The 15362-nt window shown below is 46.1% G+C and carries 13 protein-coding genes and 1 pseudogene; 12 read left to right on the top strand and 2 right to left on the bottom strand.

Annotated elements, in window-relative coordinates; all coding sequences use genetic code 11:
* Positions 1–53: 53 nt before the first annotated feature.
* From QZ323_RS09370 to QZ323_RS09355, 4 genes and pseudogenes are all read left to right on the top strand, one after another.
* Positions 54–197, top strand: a pseudogene (locus QZ323_RS09370) (DUF4348 domain-containing protein); the annotation flags it as partial.
* 80 nt (positions 198–277) lie between these two features.
* Entirely contained in the window at positions 278–1258 is a 981-nt protein-coding gene (murB, locus tag QZ323_RS09365; protein ID WP_294634366.1) for a UDP-N-acetylmuramate dehydrogenase, read from the top strand.
* A 91-nt stretch (positions 1259–1349) separates the two neighbouring features.
* Positions 1350–2114, top strand: coding sequence for an MBL fold metallo-hydrolase (locus tag QZ323_RS09360; RefSeq protein ID WP_294634365.1), 765 nt, complete (start codon positions 1350–1352; stop codon positions 2112–2114).
* A 288-nt stretch (positions 2115–2402) separates the two neighbouring features.
* The gene (locus tag QZ323_RS09355; protein ID WP_294634364.1) at positions 2403–4067 is read left to right on the top strand and encodes a DUF3352 domain-containing protein; all 1665 of its coding nucleotides are present in this window, start codon (positions 2403–2405) and stop codon (positions 4065–4067) included.
* Positions 4068–4191: 124 nt separating this feature from the next.
* Here QZ323_RS09355 and QZ323_RS09350 read toward each other — a convergent pair whose 3' ends face one another.
* Positions 4192–4566 (bottom strand): DUF3127 domain-containing protein, encoded by a 375-nt coding sequence (locus QZ323_RS09350; RefSeq protein ID WP_294634363.1) that lies wholly within the window; start codon positions 4564–4566, stop codon positions 4192–4194.
* A 176-nt stretch (positions 4567–4742) separates the two neighbouring features.
* Between QZ323_RS09350 and dnaN the strand changes: the two genes are divergently transcribed.
* The 8 genes from dnaN to QZ323_RS09310 all read left to right on the top strand — a co-directional run bounded on the left by dnaN (position 4743) and on the right by QZ323_RS09310 (position 13974).
* The gene (gene dnaN, locus QZ323_RS09345) at positions 4743–5867 is read left to right on the top strand and encodes a DNA polymerase III subunit beta (RefSeq protein WP_294634362.1); all 1125 of its coding nucleotides are present in this window, start codon (positions 4743–4745) and stop codon (positions 5865–5867) included.
* A gap of 146 nt (positions 5868–6013) precedes the next feature.
* Positions 6014–6784, top strand: coding sequence for a 3'-5' exonuclease (locus QZ323_RS09340; RefSeq protein WP_294634361.1), 771 nt, complete (start codon positions 6014–6016; stop codon positions 6782–6784).
* 3 nt (positions 6785–6787) lie between these two features.
* Complete coding sequence (gene coaBC / locus QZ323_RS09335) at positions 6788–8005, top strand: bifunctional phosphopantothenoylcysteine decarboxylase/phosphopantothenate--cysteine ligase CoaBC (RefSeq protein ID WP_294634360.1); 1218 nt, start codon at positions 6788–6790, stop codon at positions 8003–8005.
* Positions 8006–8043: 38 nt separating this feature from the next.
* Entirely contained in the window at positions 8044–8925 is an 882-nt protein-coding gene (locus QZ323_RS09330; RefSeq protein ID WP_294634368.1) for a DUF4835 family protein, read from the top strand.
* A 30-nt stretch (positions 8926–8955) separates the two neighbouring features.
* Complete coding sequence (gene recN / locus QZ323_RS09325; protein ID WP_294634359.1) at positions 8956–10620, top strand: DNA repair protein RecN; 1665 nt, start codon at positions 8956–8958, stop codon at positions 10618–10620.
* A 35-nt stretch (positions 10621–10655) separates the two neighbouring features.
* Entirely contained in the window at positions 10656–11396 is a 741-nt protein-coding gene (gene rlmB / locus QZ323_RS09320; protein ID WP_294634358.1) for a 23S rRNA (guanosine(2251)-2'-O)-methyltransferase RlmB, read from the top strand.
* A 5-nt stretch (positions 11397–11401) separates the two neighbouring features.
* Entirely contained in the window at positions 11402–13105 is a 1704-nt protein-coding gene (locus QZ323_RS09315) for a serine protease (protein ID WP_294634357.1), read from the top strand.
* A 494-nt stretch (positions 13106–13599) separates the two neighbouring features.
* The gene (locus QZ323_RS09310; RefSeq protein ID WP_294634356.1) at positions 13600–13974 is read left to right on the top strand and encodes a RidA family protein; all 375 of its coding nucleotides are present in this window, start codon (positions 13600–13602) and stop codon (positions 13972–13974) included.
* On the opposite strand, the gene QZ323_RS09305 is transcribed toward QZ323_RS09310, so the two are convergent.
* Positions 13942–15195 (bottom strand): folylpolyglutamate synthase/dihydrofolate synthase family protein, encoded by a 1254-nt coding sequence (locus QZ323_RS09305; protein ID WP_294634354.1) that lies wholly within the window; start codon positions 15193–15195, stop codon positions 13942–13944. The two genes, QZ323_RS09310 and QZ323_RS09305, sit on opposite strands and share 33 nt — an antisense overlap.
* Between the last annotated feature and the right edge of the window lie 167 nt (positions 15196–15362).

The raw sequence follows: 15362 nt of genomic DNA, 5'->3' as shown, positions 1-15362 counted from the left end.
TGGTCAAATTAGCCACTATAAGATTATTATTGAGGAAAATTTAAACAGGCTCTAATTATGGACAAAAAAACAGTGACGGCTCGAATACCAAGGTGTTGAAAGTGAACGGCATTGGAAACGGATACACGAATGTCTTCTATTTCCGAAGACAGAAAGGGGTGTGGGAACTGTATAAGTATGAAGATACCAGCATTTGATATTGAATAAAGGTGGATTTTGACTGATGAATAGAATTCCATGTTTTTTCTGAACTTTATTAACTCATAAATTGTAGCTTATGAAAATCCCCAATACATTTGGACTTGATGTTGAAGCAGCTGTATTTCTGGAGTATGATTCTGTAGAAGAATTGGAGAGGTTGATTGCCGCTGGGTATATTACTTCTCCTTATTTGCATATAGGTGGAGGTAGCAACCTGTTGTTTACTGATGATTATAAAGGTGTGATATTGCATTCACGTATCGGGGGCATAGAGGTGCTGACGGAAGATGACGAGAACGTAACGGTACGTGTGGGGGCTGGAGTTGTTTGGGATGATTTCGTTGCATATTGCGTAGAGCATAAATGGTATGGTGCCGAAAATCTGTCGCTTATTCCCGGAGAGGTAGGAGCGAGTGCCGTGCAAAATATCGGTGCTTACGGTGTGGAAGTGAAAGACCTGATCTCCTCGGTAGAAACTGTGAATAGTCAGGGTGTGAGACATGTTTATTCGGTGGATGAATGCGGATATGCGTATCGGGACAGCATTTTCAAGCGTCCGGAAATGAAGCAGGTTTTTGTAACACATGTTTGTTTTCGGTTGAGTAAGCAGAAACGTTATACGCTTGATTATGGTGCGATCCGCCAAGAACTGGAAAAATATCCGGTTGTCGAATTGGGGATCTTGCGCCAGGTTATCATCCGCATCCGCGAAAGCAAACTGCCGGACCCGAAAGTGCTGGGTAATGCTGGTAGCTTTTTTATGAATCCTGTTGTGTCGCGTGAAGTTTTTGAGGATTTGCAAGGGCAGTATCCGCAGATGCCATTTTATGAGTTGGATACTGATAAGATAAAGATTCCGGCCGGATGGTTGATAGAACAGTGTGGATGGAAAGGTAAATCGATGGGGGCAGCTGCCGTGCATGACAAGCAAGCATTGGTACTGGTAAATCGGGGAGGAGCGACAGGAGCTGATATTGTGGCTCTTTCAGATGCGATAAGGGCATCGGTTCTTGAGAAATTTGGGATTGAGATACATCCTGAAGTGAACTTTATATAGAAAGTGTTTGGATGTTCCGGAAGGCATCAGGGGGATGAACTGGAGAGGAACTTCAAACAAACTCTTGTTCGGAAGATAAAAAATAGAGGGAATGAAACTAAGGATATTGGGAAGCGGAACATCGACAGGAGTACCTGAAATCGGTTGCAAGTGTGAGGTCTGTACTTCGGCTGATCCACGTGATAATCGGTTGCGCGCATCGTCTTTATTGTACACGGATGATGCGGTGATATTGATCGATTGCGGGCCGGATTTCCGGGAACAGATGTTGCGTGCATCTTCTTTTGAGCGCATAGATGGGGTATTGGTCACTCATGAACATTATGATCATGTTGGCGGACTGGATGATTTACGGCCTTTTTGCCGGTTCGGTGAGATTCCTATTTATTCTGACGAATATACTGCAAATCATCTTCGGGCGAGAATGCCTTATTGTTTTCTGGAGCATAAGTATCCGGGCATCCCTAAGATATTCCTGCAGGAGGTGGAACCAAGAAAGCCATTCTTCATCAATAATACAGAGATTGTTCCCATTCAGGTGATTCATGGGCGCTTACCCATCTTGGGCTATCGTGTCGGCAAACGTTTTGCATACATCACAGATATGCTGACTATGCCGGAAGAATCTTATGAACAATTGCACGACTTGGATGTTCTTGTAGTAAATGCTTTGCGTGTAGAACCCCATTTCACGCATCAAAGTATTTCAGAAGCATTGGAAACGGCGAAGCGGATAGGAGCTCGGAATACGTATTTCATTCACATGAGTCATCATGCAGGCCTGCATGCAGAACTTGAAAAACAACTTCCGCCTTCTGTGTATTTGGCTTACGATGGACTGGAAATAGAGTTTTGAAACGCAGCATATCAAATACTTTAAAAAAAGAATCTGCTAAGAGCCTGTTTAAATTTTCTTCAAAAAGTTTTTTATTCAGCTTCTTTAGAGTTTCTTTTCGGTCTGTTTTCCTCTTTTTATTCGTCACATAGCCCGCTATGCTCCTCATAAAAACAGAAAAACATCCTCAAAAAGAACTCTCAAAAGAAGGCTGAACAAAATTTAAACAGGCTCTAAAGTTTTTGAAATGTTTGTTTTGTGTTTTTGGAGAAAATAATTATTTTTGCCAAAACTGATACCCGAAAAACCATGAAGCTACGTCTTGTCATAAGAACTGCCGTTATTGTGTCCATCGCTCTACTGTGTGTGGGGGGTGGGGTGTACTCATTCTTTAGGCTGAATTCTGTGGAAAGCCGGAAAGACTTCGATCTCTATACATTGGTTCCTCAGAGTGCGATAGCTGTGTTGGAAACAGACCGGATGGCAGAGTTGGTGGATGACATCAACGAAATGAGTTGCAGTAAAGACAATCATTTCCTTTATGTGTCCGAACTGTTCGTTTATCTGAAGAATTACCTGCATACTTTGCTTGAAGAGACTCCGCATGGATTTAGCAAGCAGATGAATAAGATGCTTGTCAGCTTCCACGAGCCGGACAATCCGATGAATCAAGTGCTGTATTGCAGTTTGGGTGCAGGTGATTATGAACTGGTTGAGTCGTTTGTCCGGAAATACTGTTCCAGTTCTTTTCCTTCAAAGTTCTTCGATTACAAAGGAGAGGAAATCAGAATTTACCCTATGCCCGACGGGCGCTTCCTGGCGGCTTATCTGACCTCGGATTTCTTGGCAGTCAGTTTCCAAAAGAGGCTGATAGAACAAGTGATAGATGCGCGGATCTCGAAAAACTCATTGCTCGAAGTTCCTTCATTCAAGTTGATGTATGCCGGGAAGAATGCCAATGTGCAAGCTACGATATATGCCCGTTTCAAGTCGGTGGAGATGGGGAAAGATACGGATGGTATTCGTTCGCGGACTTATTTGGGAAGCTGGGTAGAGTTTGACCTGAAGTTGGATGAAGATGCCATTTATTGTTCAGGTATCAGTCACGGATCGGATACGATCCATACTTTCATAAATGCATTGCGTCACCAGCAACCGATAGAGGGATTTCCGGGAGAACGTTTGCCTGTCTCTACATTCTTCTATAACTGTTGTGCTGTTTCGGATATAGAGGTGATGTGTTCTTTCATGGCGGAGCAAGAATATGCAAAAGCGACATATTCTGATTATATAAAGGAGAGGGATGGAGAGTGGCTCGACTTTCTGAAGACATTCGCCGATGGACAAGTGACATCCTGTCTTTTCCGATCAAAAGATACTACGTTGAACTCATATCCATGTGCCGTAATGAGTATGCCGGTCAAGAACCAGCTGCAAGCAGAACGCCGCTTGCAATCGTTGCTTCATACCACTCCGAAAGAGGTGGACGCACCGCCTTTGCCACGAGATTTCCCTCAATACCATCTCTATCCCAAATCAAGGGGATATCGTTTTTTCATATTGCCTCGAAACACGCTGCTGACCCAACTGACTGGGATCACAGAATCCTCTCTTTATACTTATGTGTGCTTTTACCGGGGTCACCTGCTGATGGCTCCGGATGCTGTCAGTCTTATCGCCTATATCGATGCGCTGGAAAATGGTGAGGTGTTGAGCGATGTTCCGATGTATGAGGAAAGCATGGTCAGTCTTTCATCGGTTTATAATTTTGTGATGATGGCGGATATGGAAGAGATGTTGCATCAACCGGAAGCGTATGTGCGGCTGATGCCCAATTTCTTCTTTCGTCAAGCTAATTTCTTTCGGAATTTTATGCTCGCTTTCCAGTTTACTTGCGTAGAAGATACAGTCTATCCGAATTTTGTCTTTCTATATAAAGGAAGTAAAGACAAAGGTGTGGTGGAGGGGCAATGAATATGTCCGGTCCGAAGGACCTGGTGCTGAAAATAAAAGTAGGAGGAAAAAGAAAAACATTCCCTTTTCCTCCTACTTTTATTTTCGACTGTCGCCTTGCTCTTGATGAAGGCAATGTCTCAATTTAGAACGGCAGGTCGTCTTTGGCGTCACCTGAAAGGAAATCAGGGGTGGCGGCAGGTGCCGGCGGGGGAACAGGTGCTCCAGGTGCGCTGGCAGGTGCATTTGCATTGACACGTTCCACTTTCCATGCACGGATACTATTGAACCAGCGATCTTGCCACTGGCGGGCATCCACATCAAATGATACGGTCAGTTCTTCACCCATTTGGATATTGAATTGTTCTATCTTATCTGCTCCGAAAACGTCAAAGCACATTTTACGTGGGTATTGACCGTGGTCTTCGATTACGTATTCCTGCGCCTTCCACTCATTGCCTGATTTTGATACTCCGCCTCTTGGCTGGAGTATAGCGATAATTTTTCCTGTAAATTCCATTATGTTCTTTATTTAATGATGCGGCGAAGTTACAATTTTTTAGGGAAAACAGGACTACTTCCGGATGTTTTTCTTAATTTTCTTTGTTGTGGGAAAATCTTTTTTCGTAACTTTGTCCGATGCTACAAAGCTATAGTATAAATAAGATATAATATAAAACTTAAATACAAGAATATATGAAATTTATCGTTTCGAGTACTGCACTTTCCAGCCATTTACAGGCTATTAGCCGTGTGATTAATTCGAAGAATACATTGCCTATATTGGATTGTTTCCTTTTTGAGTTGAAAGACGGAACTTTGTCTGTCACAGCTTCGGACAGCGAGACAACTATGGTCACTTCTGTCGAAGTGAATGAGAGTGATGCTGACGGACGCTTTGCCGTAGTTGCCAAAACTATTTTGGATGCTTTGAAAGAGGTTCCTGAACAACCTTTGTCGTTTGAAGTGAATATTGACTCATTGGAAATTACAGTACAGTATCAGAACGGTAAGTACAGTCTGATGGGACAGAACGCAGATGAATTTCCCCAGTCGGCTATGCTGGGTGAAAGCGCTGTACGTGTAGAAATGGAAGCTTCCGTGTTGCTGGGAGGGATTAACCGTGCTGTATTTGCTACGGCAGATGACGAACTTCGCCCTGTGATGAATGGTATCTATTTCGATATTACAACAGAAGACATTACAATGGTTGCGTCAGATGGCCATAAGCTGGTACGCTGCAAGACATTGGCTGCTAAAGGTAACGAACGTGCGGCCTTCATCCTGCCTAAAAAACCGGCGTCATTGATCAAGAACTTACTGCCCAAGGAACAAGGAGAGGTAGTCATCGAGTTTGATGAACGCAATGCTGTGTTTACCTTGGAAAAATATCGGATGGTATGCCGTCTGATAGAAGGACGTTATCCCAATTATAATTCGGTGATACCACAGAACAATCCTTATAAGATGACGATCGACCGTATGCAGCTGATTGGTGCGTTGCGTCGTGTGTCTATATTCTCTTCGCAAGCAAGCAGTTTGATCAAGTTGCGTATGCAGGCCAATCAGCTTGTGGTTTCCGCTCAAGATATTGACTTTTCTACTTCGGCTGAAGAAATCTTGGTATGCCAGTACGATGGCAATCCGATGAGCATTGGATTCAGGTCGACTTTCCTTATTGACATCCTGAACAATATTTTGGCAGATGAAGTAGTTATAGAATTGGCTGATCCGTCACGCGCAGGGGTTATTATTCCTGTCGAGCAAGAAGAGAATGAGAACTTGCTGATGTTGCTTATGCCGATGATGCTGAATGACTAATATTTATATTACATTTTACGAGCTACAAGCCGCGAGTAGTTGCGAGTGCATGATGCCGCCCGATACTTGTAGCTTGTAGCTCGTAGCTTATAGCTCGTAACTTGCAGCTCGTAACTTGTAAACTACCTACGTAAATAGAAAAAATAATGAAACTGAATCTCAAAAATCCGATTGTTTTTTTTGATTTGGAAACAACCGGAACCAGTGTCAATGCAGACCGTATTGTAGAAATCTGTTATCTCAAAGTATATCCTAATGGTAATGAAGAGTCGAAAACACTCCGTATCAATCCGGAAATGCATATTCCGGAGGGAGCATCTGCCATTCATGGCATTTATGATGCAGATGTGGCGGATTGTCCGACCTTTAAGGAGGTGGCACGAAATATTGCCAATGATATAGAAGGATGCGATTTGGCAGGATTCAACTCCAACCGTTTCGACATTCCTGTATTGGCGGAAGAATTTCTTCGTGCGGGCGTTGACATCGATTTGAGCCGTCGTAAGTTTGTGGATGTACAGGTCATTTTCCATAAAATGGAGCAACGCACTCTTTCGGCTGCCTACAAGTTTTATTGTGGAAAGAACTTGGAAGATGCGCATACAGCAGCTGCTGATACAAAGGCAACCTATGAAGTACTGATGGCCCAGCTTGACCGTTATCCGGAACTTCAGAACAGTATAGATTTCCTCTCCGACTATTCCAGTTTCAACAAGAATGTGGATTTTGCCGGACGCATGGTCTATGATGATAATGGGGTAGAGGTGTTCAATTTTGGAAAATACAAGGGAATGTCGGTATCCGATGTGTTGAAACGTGATCCCGGTTATTATAGTTGGATACTGAACAGTGATTTTACGCTGAACACCAAAGCTATGCTAACTAAAATACGTTTACGCGAACTGACCAACAGATAACTTATGGCGAATACACTGAGAGGTAAAAAAATCGTTTTAGGCATTACCGGAAGTATTGCCGCTTATAAAGCGTGTTACATCATACGCGGATTGATAAAACAAGGTGCGGAGGTTCAGGTGGTCATTACGCCTGCGGGAAAAGAGTTCATTACTCCCATTACACTTTCTGCATTGACGGGAAAACCGGTTATCAGTGATTTTTTTGCCCAGCGCGACGGCACGTGGAACAGTCATGTGGATCTCGGCCTGTGGGCAGACGCTATGCTTATTGCTCCTGCTACAGCTTCCACCATTGGCAAAATGGCAAACGGAGTGGCAGACAATATGCTGATAACAACTTATTTGTCGGCAAAAGCTCCCGTATTTGTGGCGCCTGCAATGGACTTGGATATGTATGCACATCCTTCCACTCAAAAGAATCTGGATACACTTCGTGCCTACGGAAATCACATCATAGAACCGGGCACGGGAGAGCTGGCCAGTCATTTGGTGGGCAAAGGACGTATGGAAGAACCGGAAGTCATCATACAGCGCTTGGCTGATTACTTTGCTGAAACAGAGGGAGACTTGCGGGACAAAACCATCCTGATTACCACCGGACCGACTTATGAGAAAATCGATCCGGTACGTTTTATCGGCAATTATTCTTCCGGAAAGATGGGATTTGCGATTGCCGATGAGTGCGCGGCCCGCGGGGCAAAGGTAATCATGATCACGGGACCTGTACAACAGAAGATGCGTTACCCTGCTTTCCAGTATTATTCTGTGGAGACAGCGCGGCAGATGTATGATGTAGCTTGTAGCCTGTTTGCGCAGGCAGATGCTGCCATTCTTTCGGCTGCGGTTGCCGATTTTACACCGGAACAAGTGGCAGATGCTAAGATAAAACGGGAGAAGGAAGGCAAGATGGTGTTGCGTTTGGAACCGACGGACGATATAGCCGCCAGCTTGGGAAAGATGAAGAGAGGCGAACAAGTGCTGGTTGGTTTTGCTTTGGAAACGAATGACGAGCAGCACAATGCAGAAGACAAGTTGAGACGGAAGAATCTGGATTTTATCGTGCTGAACTCTTTGAATGACAAAGGAGCCGGCTTCCGATACGATACGAACAAGATCAGTATTATCGATCAGAAGAACAAGATTGACTTCCCGTTGAAATCAAAAGCGGAAGTAGCAGTGGATATTGTAGACCATTTGGCTGAAACATTGAAAAGCAAGTAAAGTAAATAGGGCTGGCTGTGAAGAATAAGGCACTTTATATATTTCTGTTTGTGTCTGCGGTGGCCGTAAAGACGGTGGCTCAGGAGTTGAACTGTAAATTGACTGTGAATTATTCTCAGATACAGGGTACGAACACACAGGTTTTCACTACGTTGGAAAATGCATTGATGGAATTCATCAATACGCACCGGTGGACACAGGCACAGTATGAAGTGAACGAGCGTATCCGTTGCTCTATGACTTTGACGGTGAAGGAGTACAATGAGACAGACGGGCGTTGGAAGTGTGAACTTATCGTACAGTCCGTCCGTCCCGTCTGGCAGTCCGGCTATCAGACGGTTGTTTTCAGTTTCAAGGATGCGGATGTATCTTTCAATTATCGGGAGTTCGATCCTTTGGAGTTGAGAGACAATGTGGTTGACAATAACCTGACGGCAGTTATGGCTTATTATGCTTATCTGATCATCGGGTTGGATATGGATACGATGGCGTTGCAAGGTGGCACTGAATTGTTTCGGGCGGCCGAGAACATTGTGACTGCCGCACAAAACATAGGTGAGACCGGTTGGAAGGCATTCGAGAGCAGCCGTAACCGCTATACATTGGTTTCCGACTACTTAGAAGACGGAATGTCGCCTTTGCGTCGGTTGATGTATGAGTATCACCGGACTGGGATGGATGAACTCTCGGTCAATGCAGTCCGCGCCCGTGCTGCGATGACGGCTGCATTGGACGGGCTGAAACAGGCACAGCAGAACAAGCCGATGTCGGCATTGCCGGGTTTGTTTACAGAGATAAAGAAAGATGAATTGGTGAATCTTTATTCCCAGGCTGCGACAAAGGAAAAAGAGATGGTCTTCGAGTTACTTTCTTCCGTCAACCCTTCGTTGAGTGCCGAGTGGGAGAAGATAAAACAATAATATGGTAGAATCTTAAATTGCAAAGTAGTTATGTTACGTTCGCTTTACATACAGAATTATGCTTTAATAGAGAAACTTGATATCAGTTTCGATACCGGTTTTTCTGTCATTACGGGAGAAACGGGTGCCGGAAAGTCTATCATATTGGGTGCCATCGGTCTGATGCTCGGACAGCGTGCTGATGTGAGGGCTATCCGGAAGGGGGCTTCGAAGTGTGTGATAGAGGCCCATTTTGACATATCGGCTTATGGCATGCAAGGCTTCTTTGAAGAAAATGAACTGGAGTATGAAGACGAATGTATCTTGCGCCGCGAGGTCTATGCTTCGGGCAAGAGCCGTGCGTTCATCAACGATACTCCGGCTTCTCTTGCACAGATGAAAGAGCTTGGCGAACAGCTTATTGATGTGCATTCTCAGCACCAGAACCTGCTGCTGAACAAGGAGGGATTCCAGCTTAATGTACTCGATTTGCTATCGCACAATGAAGAACAGCTTTCCGCTTATCAGGCCCTGTATAAAGAGTGGAGAAAGGCACAGCAGGATCTGGAGGAACTGATAAACCGTGCAGAACAGAATAAGGCTGATGAAGACTATATCCGTTTTCAGTTGGAGCAGTTGGAAGAGGCGAACCTGTCGGCCGGCGAACAGGAAGAACTGGAGCACGAAGCAGATACATTGAGCCATGCCGAAGAGATAAAGGCAGGGCTGTTTTATGTCGAGCAGTTGTTGACCTCCGATGAAAGGGGGCTGCTCGCTTCCTTAAAAGAGGGGCTGAACACGATGCGCGGGTTGCAGAAAGTTTATTCTTCTGCCACGGAACTTGCCGAGCGTTTGGACAGCGCATATATCGAACTGAAAGATGTCTCTCAGGAGATCTCTTCGCAAGGAGAGGAGGTCGAGTTTAATCCCGGCCGGCTGGAGGAGGTGAACGACCGCTTGAATCTGATTTATACTTTGCAGCAAAAGCACAGAGTCTCTACGTTAGAGGAGTTGTTGGCACTCGCAGAAGAGTATTCGGAAAGGCTGGTTGCCATAGTCTCTTATGATGAACGCATCGCCGAGCAGACAGCGCTTTGCGATACCTTATATAATAAGGTGAAAAAGCAGGCTGCCGTCCTGACCCAAGCCCGTACCCAAGCAGCGCTTGAGGTGGAGAGACAGATGGCATCCCGTTTGATTCCGTTGGGTATGCCCAATGTCCGTTTTCAAGTGGAGATGGGGATGCGGAAAGAGCCGGGCGCGCATGGCGAAGACACGGTCAATTTCCTTTTCTCTGCCAACAAGAACGGCACATTGCAGAACATTTCGTCAGTAGCTTCCGGAGGTGAGATTGCCCGTGTCATGCTGTCTGTCAAGGCAATGATTGCAGGGGCGGTGAAGCTGCCCACTATTGTGTTCGACGAGATTGACACCGGTGTATCCGGTGAGATTGCCGACCGTATGGCAGATATCATGCAGGAGATGGGAGAACAAAACCGTCAGGTCATCAGCATCACCCATTTACCGCAGATTGCCGCCCGTGGACGCGCTCACTACAAGGTATACAAGCAAGACAATGAGACTGAAACCAACAGCCATATCCGTCGCTTGGCAGATGTGGAGAGAACAGAAGAAATAGCCCACATGCTGAGTGGTGCCACTTTGACGGAAGCCGCCTTGAACAATGCAAGGGTGCTGCTCGGTCTTAACAAATAGTATTTATTCGATAACACTTATAATTTCTAAAAAAGATGATTGATAAGAGTGAAATGATTTTCGGTGTCCGTGCTGTAATAGAAGCGATACAGTCAGGAAAAGATATAGATAAGGTTCTGGTGAAAAGGGATATTCAGAGCGATTTGTCCAAGGAACTTTTCGCAGCATTGAAGGGGACTATGATTCCGGTTCAGCGGGTTCCGGTGGAGCGTATCAACCGCATAACCCGGAAGAACCATCAGGGGGTGGTTGCCTTTATCTCTTCCGTCACCTATCAGAAGGTGGAAGACTTGGTTCCTTTTCTGTTCGAAGAAGGAAAGAATCCGTTCTTTGTCATGCTCGACGGAGTGACGGATGTCCGTAATTTCGGAGCCATTGCCCGTACTTGCGAGTGCGCGGGAGTAGATGCCGTTATTATCCCTGCCAAAGGAAGCGTGACGGTGAATGCAGATGCCATGAAAACCTCGGCAGGAGCACTGAACATACTTCCGGTGTGCCGTGAGCAAAGTTTGAAGAATACGTTGCAGTACCTGAAAGAGAGTGGCTTCCGGATTGTGGCTGCTACGGAGAAAGGAGACTATGACTATACGAAAGCAGATTACGTGGGACCGACGTGCATCATAATGGGAGCTGAGGATAAGGGCGTATCTTACGACAATCTGGCTCTTTGCGATGAATGGGTGAAAATCCCTATGCTGGGTACTATTGAGTCGCTCAATGTTTCTGTTGCGGCCGGTATCCTGATTTATGAGGCTGTGAAACAAAGAATCAAATAGGAGATATGAAAAAGAAATTATTGTCGACGCTCTTCCTCTGTTTGCTGGCTCAGTGGAGTGTAGCTCAGGCACCCAAATGGGTGGAAAAAGCCAAACGTGCCGTCTTCTCGGTGGTGACGTATGATGAGAATGATAAGATATTGAATACGGGAAACGGTTTTTTTGTGACGGAAGACGGAGTGGCATTGTCCGACTATGGGCTGTTTAAGGGTGCACAACGTGCGGTAGCTATCAGTTCAGGAGGGACTCAGATGCCGGTAGAGATGATTCTTGGCGCTAACGATATGTATGATATTGTCAAATTCCGTGTGACCATTTCCGGTAAGAAAGTCCCCGCGTTGGGCGTATCTGCCGTAGCGCCGGCTGTGGGCGGGACTGTTTACTTGTTACCCTATTCCACGCAGAAGGACCGTTCTTATACTGCCGGACAGGTAAAAGAGGCTTCCAAGATAGAAGGGAACTCCCATTACTATACGCTTGATATGCATCTGAAAGACAAGATGGTGAGTTGTCCTGTCGTGACAGCCGACGGGCAAGTGTTCGGTCTGGCACAGAAATCGATAGGAAAAGACACGGCCACCATCTGCTATGCAATCGGCGTCGATTATGCGATGGAGCAGAACATCAGCCCGCTGTCTTTCAGCGATCCTGCTTTATCCGCGATTGGCATCAAGAAAGGTTTGCCTGACACAGAGGAAGAGGCTTTGGTCTTCCTTTATATGGCTTCTTCGCAACTGACTCCGGAGAAGTATGCCAGCGTGTTGGATGATTTTATAACCCAATATCCTCAGAGTGCGGATGGATATTTCCGCCGTGCGAGCAACCAGATGTTCTTGTCGAAAGAAGCTGCTTCTATGGATAAAACCGCTGCTGACATGGATAAGGCACTCGAGGTGGCACAAAAGAAAGACGATGCCTATTTCAATAGAGCGAAACTGATTTATAGCTATATGCTGACCGAGCCGGAACAAAACTATAAGGATTGGACCTACGACAAGGCTCTGGAAGAAGTCCGTAAGGCAATGGCAATTGAAGAGTTGCCGGTGTATGTCCAACTGGAGGGTGACATACAGTTTGCCAAGAAGGACTATGCAGCGGCTTTGGCAAGCTATGAGAAAGTGAATGCGACTAACCTTGTTTCGCCTGCCACCTATTTTAATGCAGCTAAGACGAAGCAACTGATGGAAGCGCCTGCGGAAGAAGTGCTGGTACTGATGGATAGTTGCGTAGCCCGTTGCGTACAGCCTTTCACGGCAGAAAGTGCCCCTTACTTGCTGGAACGTGCGCAGATGCGTATGAATGCGGGGCAGGCACGTGGTGCGGTGCTCGATTATGACGAGTATTACAAAGCCGTGCGTGGCAATGTAAATGATGTGTTCTACTACTATCGCGAACAAGCGGCCCTTCAGGCAAAACAATTCCAGCGTGCATTGGATGACTTGGCGAAAGCAATCGAACTCAACCCGAAAGAACTGACATATAGCTCGGAACTGGCAGTGGTCAATATCCGCGTGGGCAGATACGACGAAGCGGTCAAAGTGCTGAAAGCTGCCTTGGAGATAGATCCCGGATATGCGGAGGCTTATCGATTGATGGGCATTGCCCAGTTGCAATTGAAGCAGAATAAAGAAGCCTGTGCCAACTTTGCAAAAGCGAAGGAGTTGGGCGACCCGAATGTGGACGTCCTGATCGAAAGGCACTGCAAATAAGCGGATATCCGGCAACACAGACCCGCTCCGAAGTATCGGGTAGGGTAGTCGGAAGCCGGTAATGAAGCCGTTTATTTTCGTCTCACGGGACGGATGATTTCGTCTCGTGAGCTGAAAAAAATCGTCTCATGAACTGAAAAAATCCGTCTCGTGAGCTGGGAAAATCCGTTTCGTGAGCTGAAAAGATTCGTTTCGTGGGATGAATTTATGGGTCTCGTGGAAAGAATTTATTCATCGCGGTAAGGCGATTTTAAATATACTTCTTCGGAACGGAAGATAAAAAAGGCTCGACTCAAAGAGCCGAGCCTTTTTAGGGCATTTCCCAAGTAAGGGAAATTTTTAGTTAAGTCCAGGTTTAAAAAAAACAGGTATAAGTGAAATTGCTTAAAAAGCATCATCTATAAAGTAAATGCACGCATGCTGAGAATACTGCATGCGATACCGATTTTTTTTGAATTTAATTATAATTCATTGAACATTAAAACTATATCAGAATGAAAAAAGTAATTTGCAGTCAGAAGGCACCGGGTGCCATTGGCCCTTACAGTCAAGCCATCGAAGCGAACGGAATGATCTTTGCATCAGGTCAGCTGCCTATCGACGCGGCCACAGGAGAAATGGCGGAAGGCATTGAAGCGCAAGCCCGCCAATCGTTGGAGAACATCAAACATATCCTCGAAGAAGCAGGGTTGACGATGGCAAATATCGTCAAGACCACTGTCTTCCTGGCGGATATGTCGCTGTTTGCCGATATGAACAAAGTATATGCTACTTATTTTGAAGGCGATTTCCCCGCCCGTTCGGCTGTAGCCGTCAAGGCGTTGCCAAAGAACGCCTTAGTGGAGATTGAGTGTATCGCGGTTCGCTAACAAGTCGGCTACTATAAAGTTACTGCCTCCCACGAAGATAAAGTCTTCCGGGAGGCTTTTTTCTTGAGCGGCGCGCACGGCGCTCGGGACGTCGGGATAGCAGTTCCCGTGTAGTCCGGTTTCCGTGGCAAGCAAGGCAAGCTCTTCTTCGGGCATCGCTCTTTTCACACTTGCTTTCGTAAAATAGTATTCCGCGTCTTGAGGCAGCAGTGCCAGTACGCTGCGAATGTCTTTGTCGTTGACCATACCTATGACTATATGTAGCTTCCGGTACGGTTGCTGTTTCAATTGTTCCACAACATACGTGATGCCTCCCACGTTATGCCCGGTGTCGCATATCAGGGTAGGGGCGTCTTGCAGTTTCTGCCAGCGGCCTTTCAGTCCGGTCAGTTCGCAGACGTGTGCGAAGCCGCTTCGTACAGCCTGTTCGTCCAGTCTGTATCCGGCTTCCTGCAATTGCCGGATGGCAGATAGCAGGGTACGTGTGTTCTTTGTCTGGTACGCCCCTTTCAGTTCACATTCCAGTCCGGGATAATAATCCTCTTGGTCTTCTTCTGCAAAGAAGAGGGGAGCACCGGCTTCGTTGGCTTTCCGGATGAATACCGGTTTGGTCTCAGGTGTCGTCTCTCCGATGATTGCAGGAATCCCGCTTTTTATGATACCTGCCTTTTCCGCAGCTATCTTCTCCAACGTGTCTCCTAAGAACTGCGTATGGTCGAAACTGATATTCGTGATGATGCACAAATCCGGTCGGATAATGTTGGTGCAGTCCAGCCTTCCGCCCAGTCCCACCTCGACAATCGCCACGTCCACTCTCTCGTCAGCAAAATAGCGGAATGCCATAGCAGTGGTCAGTTCGAAGAAAGAAGGATGTAACGGCTCGAAGAAACTCCGTTCGTTTTCTACGAAACGGACGACATAACTCTCTGGGATGACTTGCCCGTTCACGCGGATCCGTTCGCGGAAGTCTACGAGATGCGGAGAAGTATATAGTCCCACCTTGTATCCGGCTTCCTGCAAGATTGCCGCAAGGGTATGGGAGCACGATCCCTTCCCGTTTGTCCCTCCTACGTGGATGCAGCGGAAGCTACGGTGCGGATGTCCGAAGTGTTCGTCCAGAATATGCGTATTCTCCAATCCCTCTTTATATGCCGAACCTCCCACGTGCTGGAACATGGGAATGCAGTTATATAAGTATGATAATGTGTCCTGATAGTCCATGTTTTAACATATTTAACGGGCAATAGCCCTGTTATTTCTTTTTAATTCTTATCTTAGAGGCAGCTTACATGACAGCTCGTGCCGATTTTTGTTTGATGTCTTTTGAACATTTCCGGTCCGCCTCCTGTTTTCAGAGTTGCATGGTAGTTCATGCAATGCACAAAAGC

Origin of the sequence: uncultured Bacteroides sp., from assembly GCF_910585845.1 — a bacterium.
GTDB lineage: Bacteria > Bacteroidota > Bacteroidia > Bacteroidales > Bacteroidaceae > Bacteroides.
This window is presented reverse-complemented; position numbering and strand designations above follow the sequence as displayed.

Excerpts from the sequence above, each read along its gene's own strand:
- murB (WP_294634366.1), top strand. The coding sequence starts at position 278 with ATGAAAATCCCCAATACATTTGGACTTGATGTTGAAGCAGCTGTATTT.
- QZ323_RS09360 (WP_294634365.1), top strand. The coding sequence starts at position 1,350 with ATGAAACTAAGGATATTGGGAAGCGGAACATCGACAGGAGTACCTGAA.
- QZ323_RS09355 (WP_294634364.1), top strand. The coding sequence starts at position 2,403 with ATGAAGCTACGTCTTGTCATAAGAACTGCCGTTATTGTGTCCATCGCT.
- QZ323_RS09350 (WP_294634363.1), bottom strand. The coding sequence starts at position 4,566 with ATGGAATTTACAGGAAAAATTATCGCTATACTCCAGCCAAGAGGCGGA.
- dnaN (WP_294634362.1), top strand. The coding sequence starts at position 4,743 with ATGAAATTTATCGTTTCGAGTACTGCACTTTCCAGCCATTTACAGGCT.
- QZ323_RS09340 (WP_294634361.1), top strand. The coding sequence starts at position 6,014 with ATGAAACTGAATCTCAAAAATCCGATTGTTTTTTTTGATTTGGAAACA.
- coaBC (WP_294634360.1), top strand. The coding sequence starts at position 6,788 with ATGGCGAATACACTGAGAGGTAAAAAAATCGTTTTAGGCATTACCGGA.
- recN (WP_294634359.1), top strand. The coding sequence starts at position 8,956 with ATGTTACGTTCGCTTTACATACAGAATTATGCTTTAATAGAGAAACTT.
- rlmB (WP_294634358.1), top strand. The coding sequence starts at position 10,656 with ATGATTGATAAGAGTGAAATGATTTTCGGTGTCCGTGCTGTAATAGAA.
- QZ323_RS09315 (WP_294634357.1), top strand. The coding sequence starts at position 11,402 with ATGAAAAAGAAATTATTGTCGACGCTCTTCCTCTGTTTGCTGGCTCAG.
- QZ323_RS09310 (WP_294634356.1), top strand. The coding sequence starts at position 13,600 with ATGAAAAAAGTAATTTGCAGTCAGAAGGCACCGGGTGCCATTGGCCCT.
- QZ323_RS09305 (WP_294634354.1), bottom strand. The coding sequence starts at position 15,195 with ATGGACTATCAGGACACATTATCATACTTATATAACTGCATTCCCATG.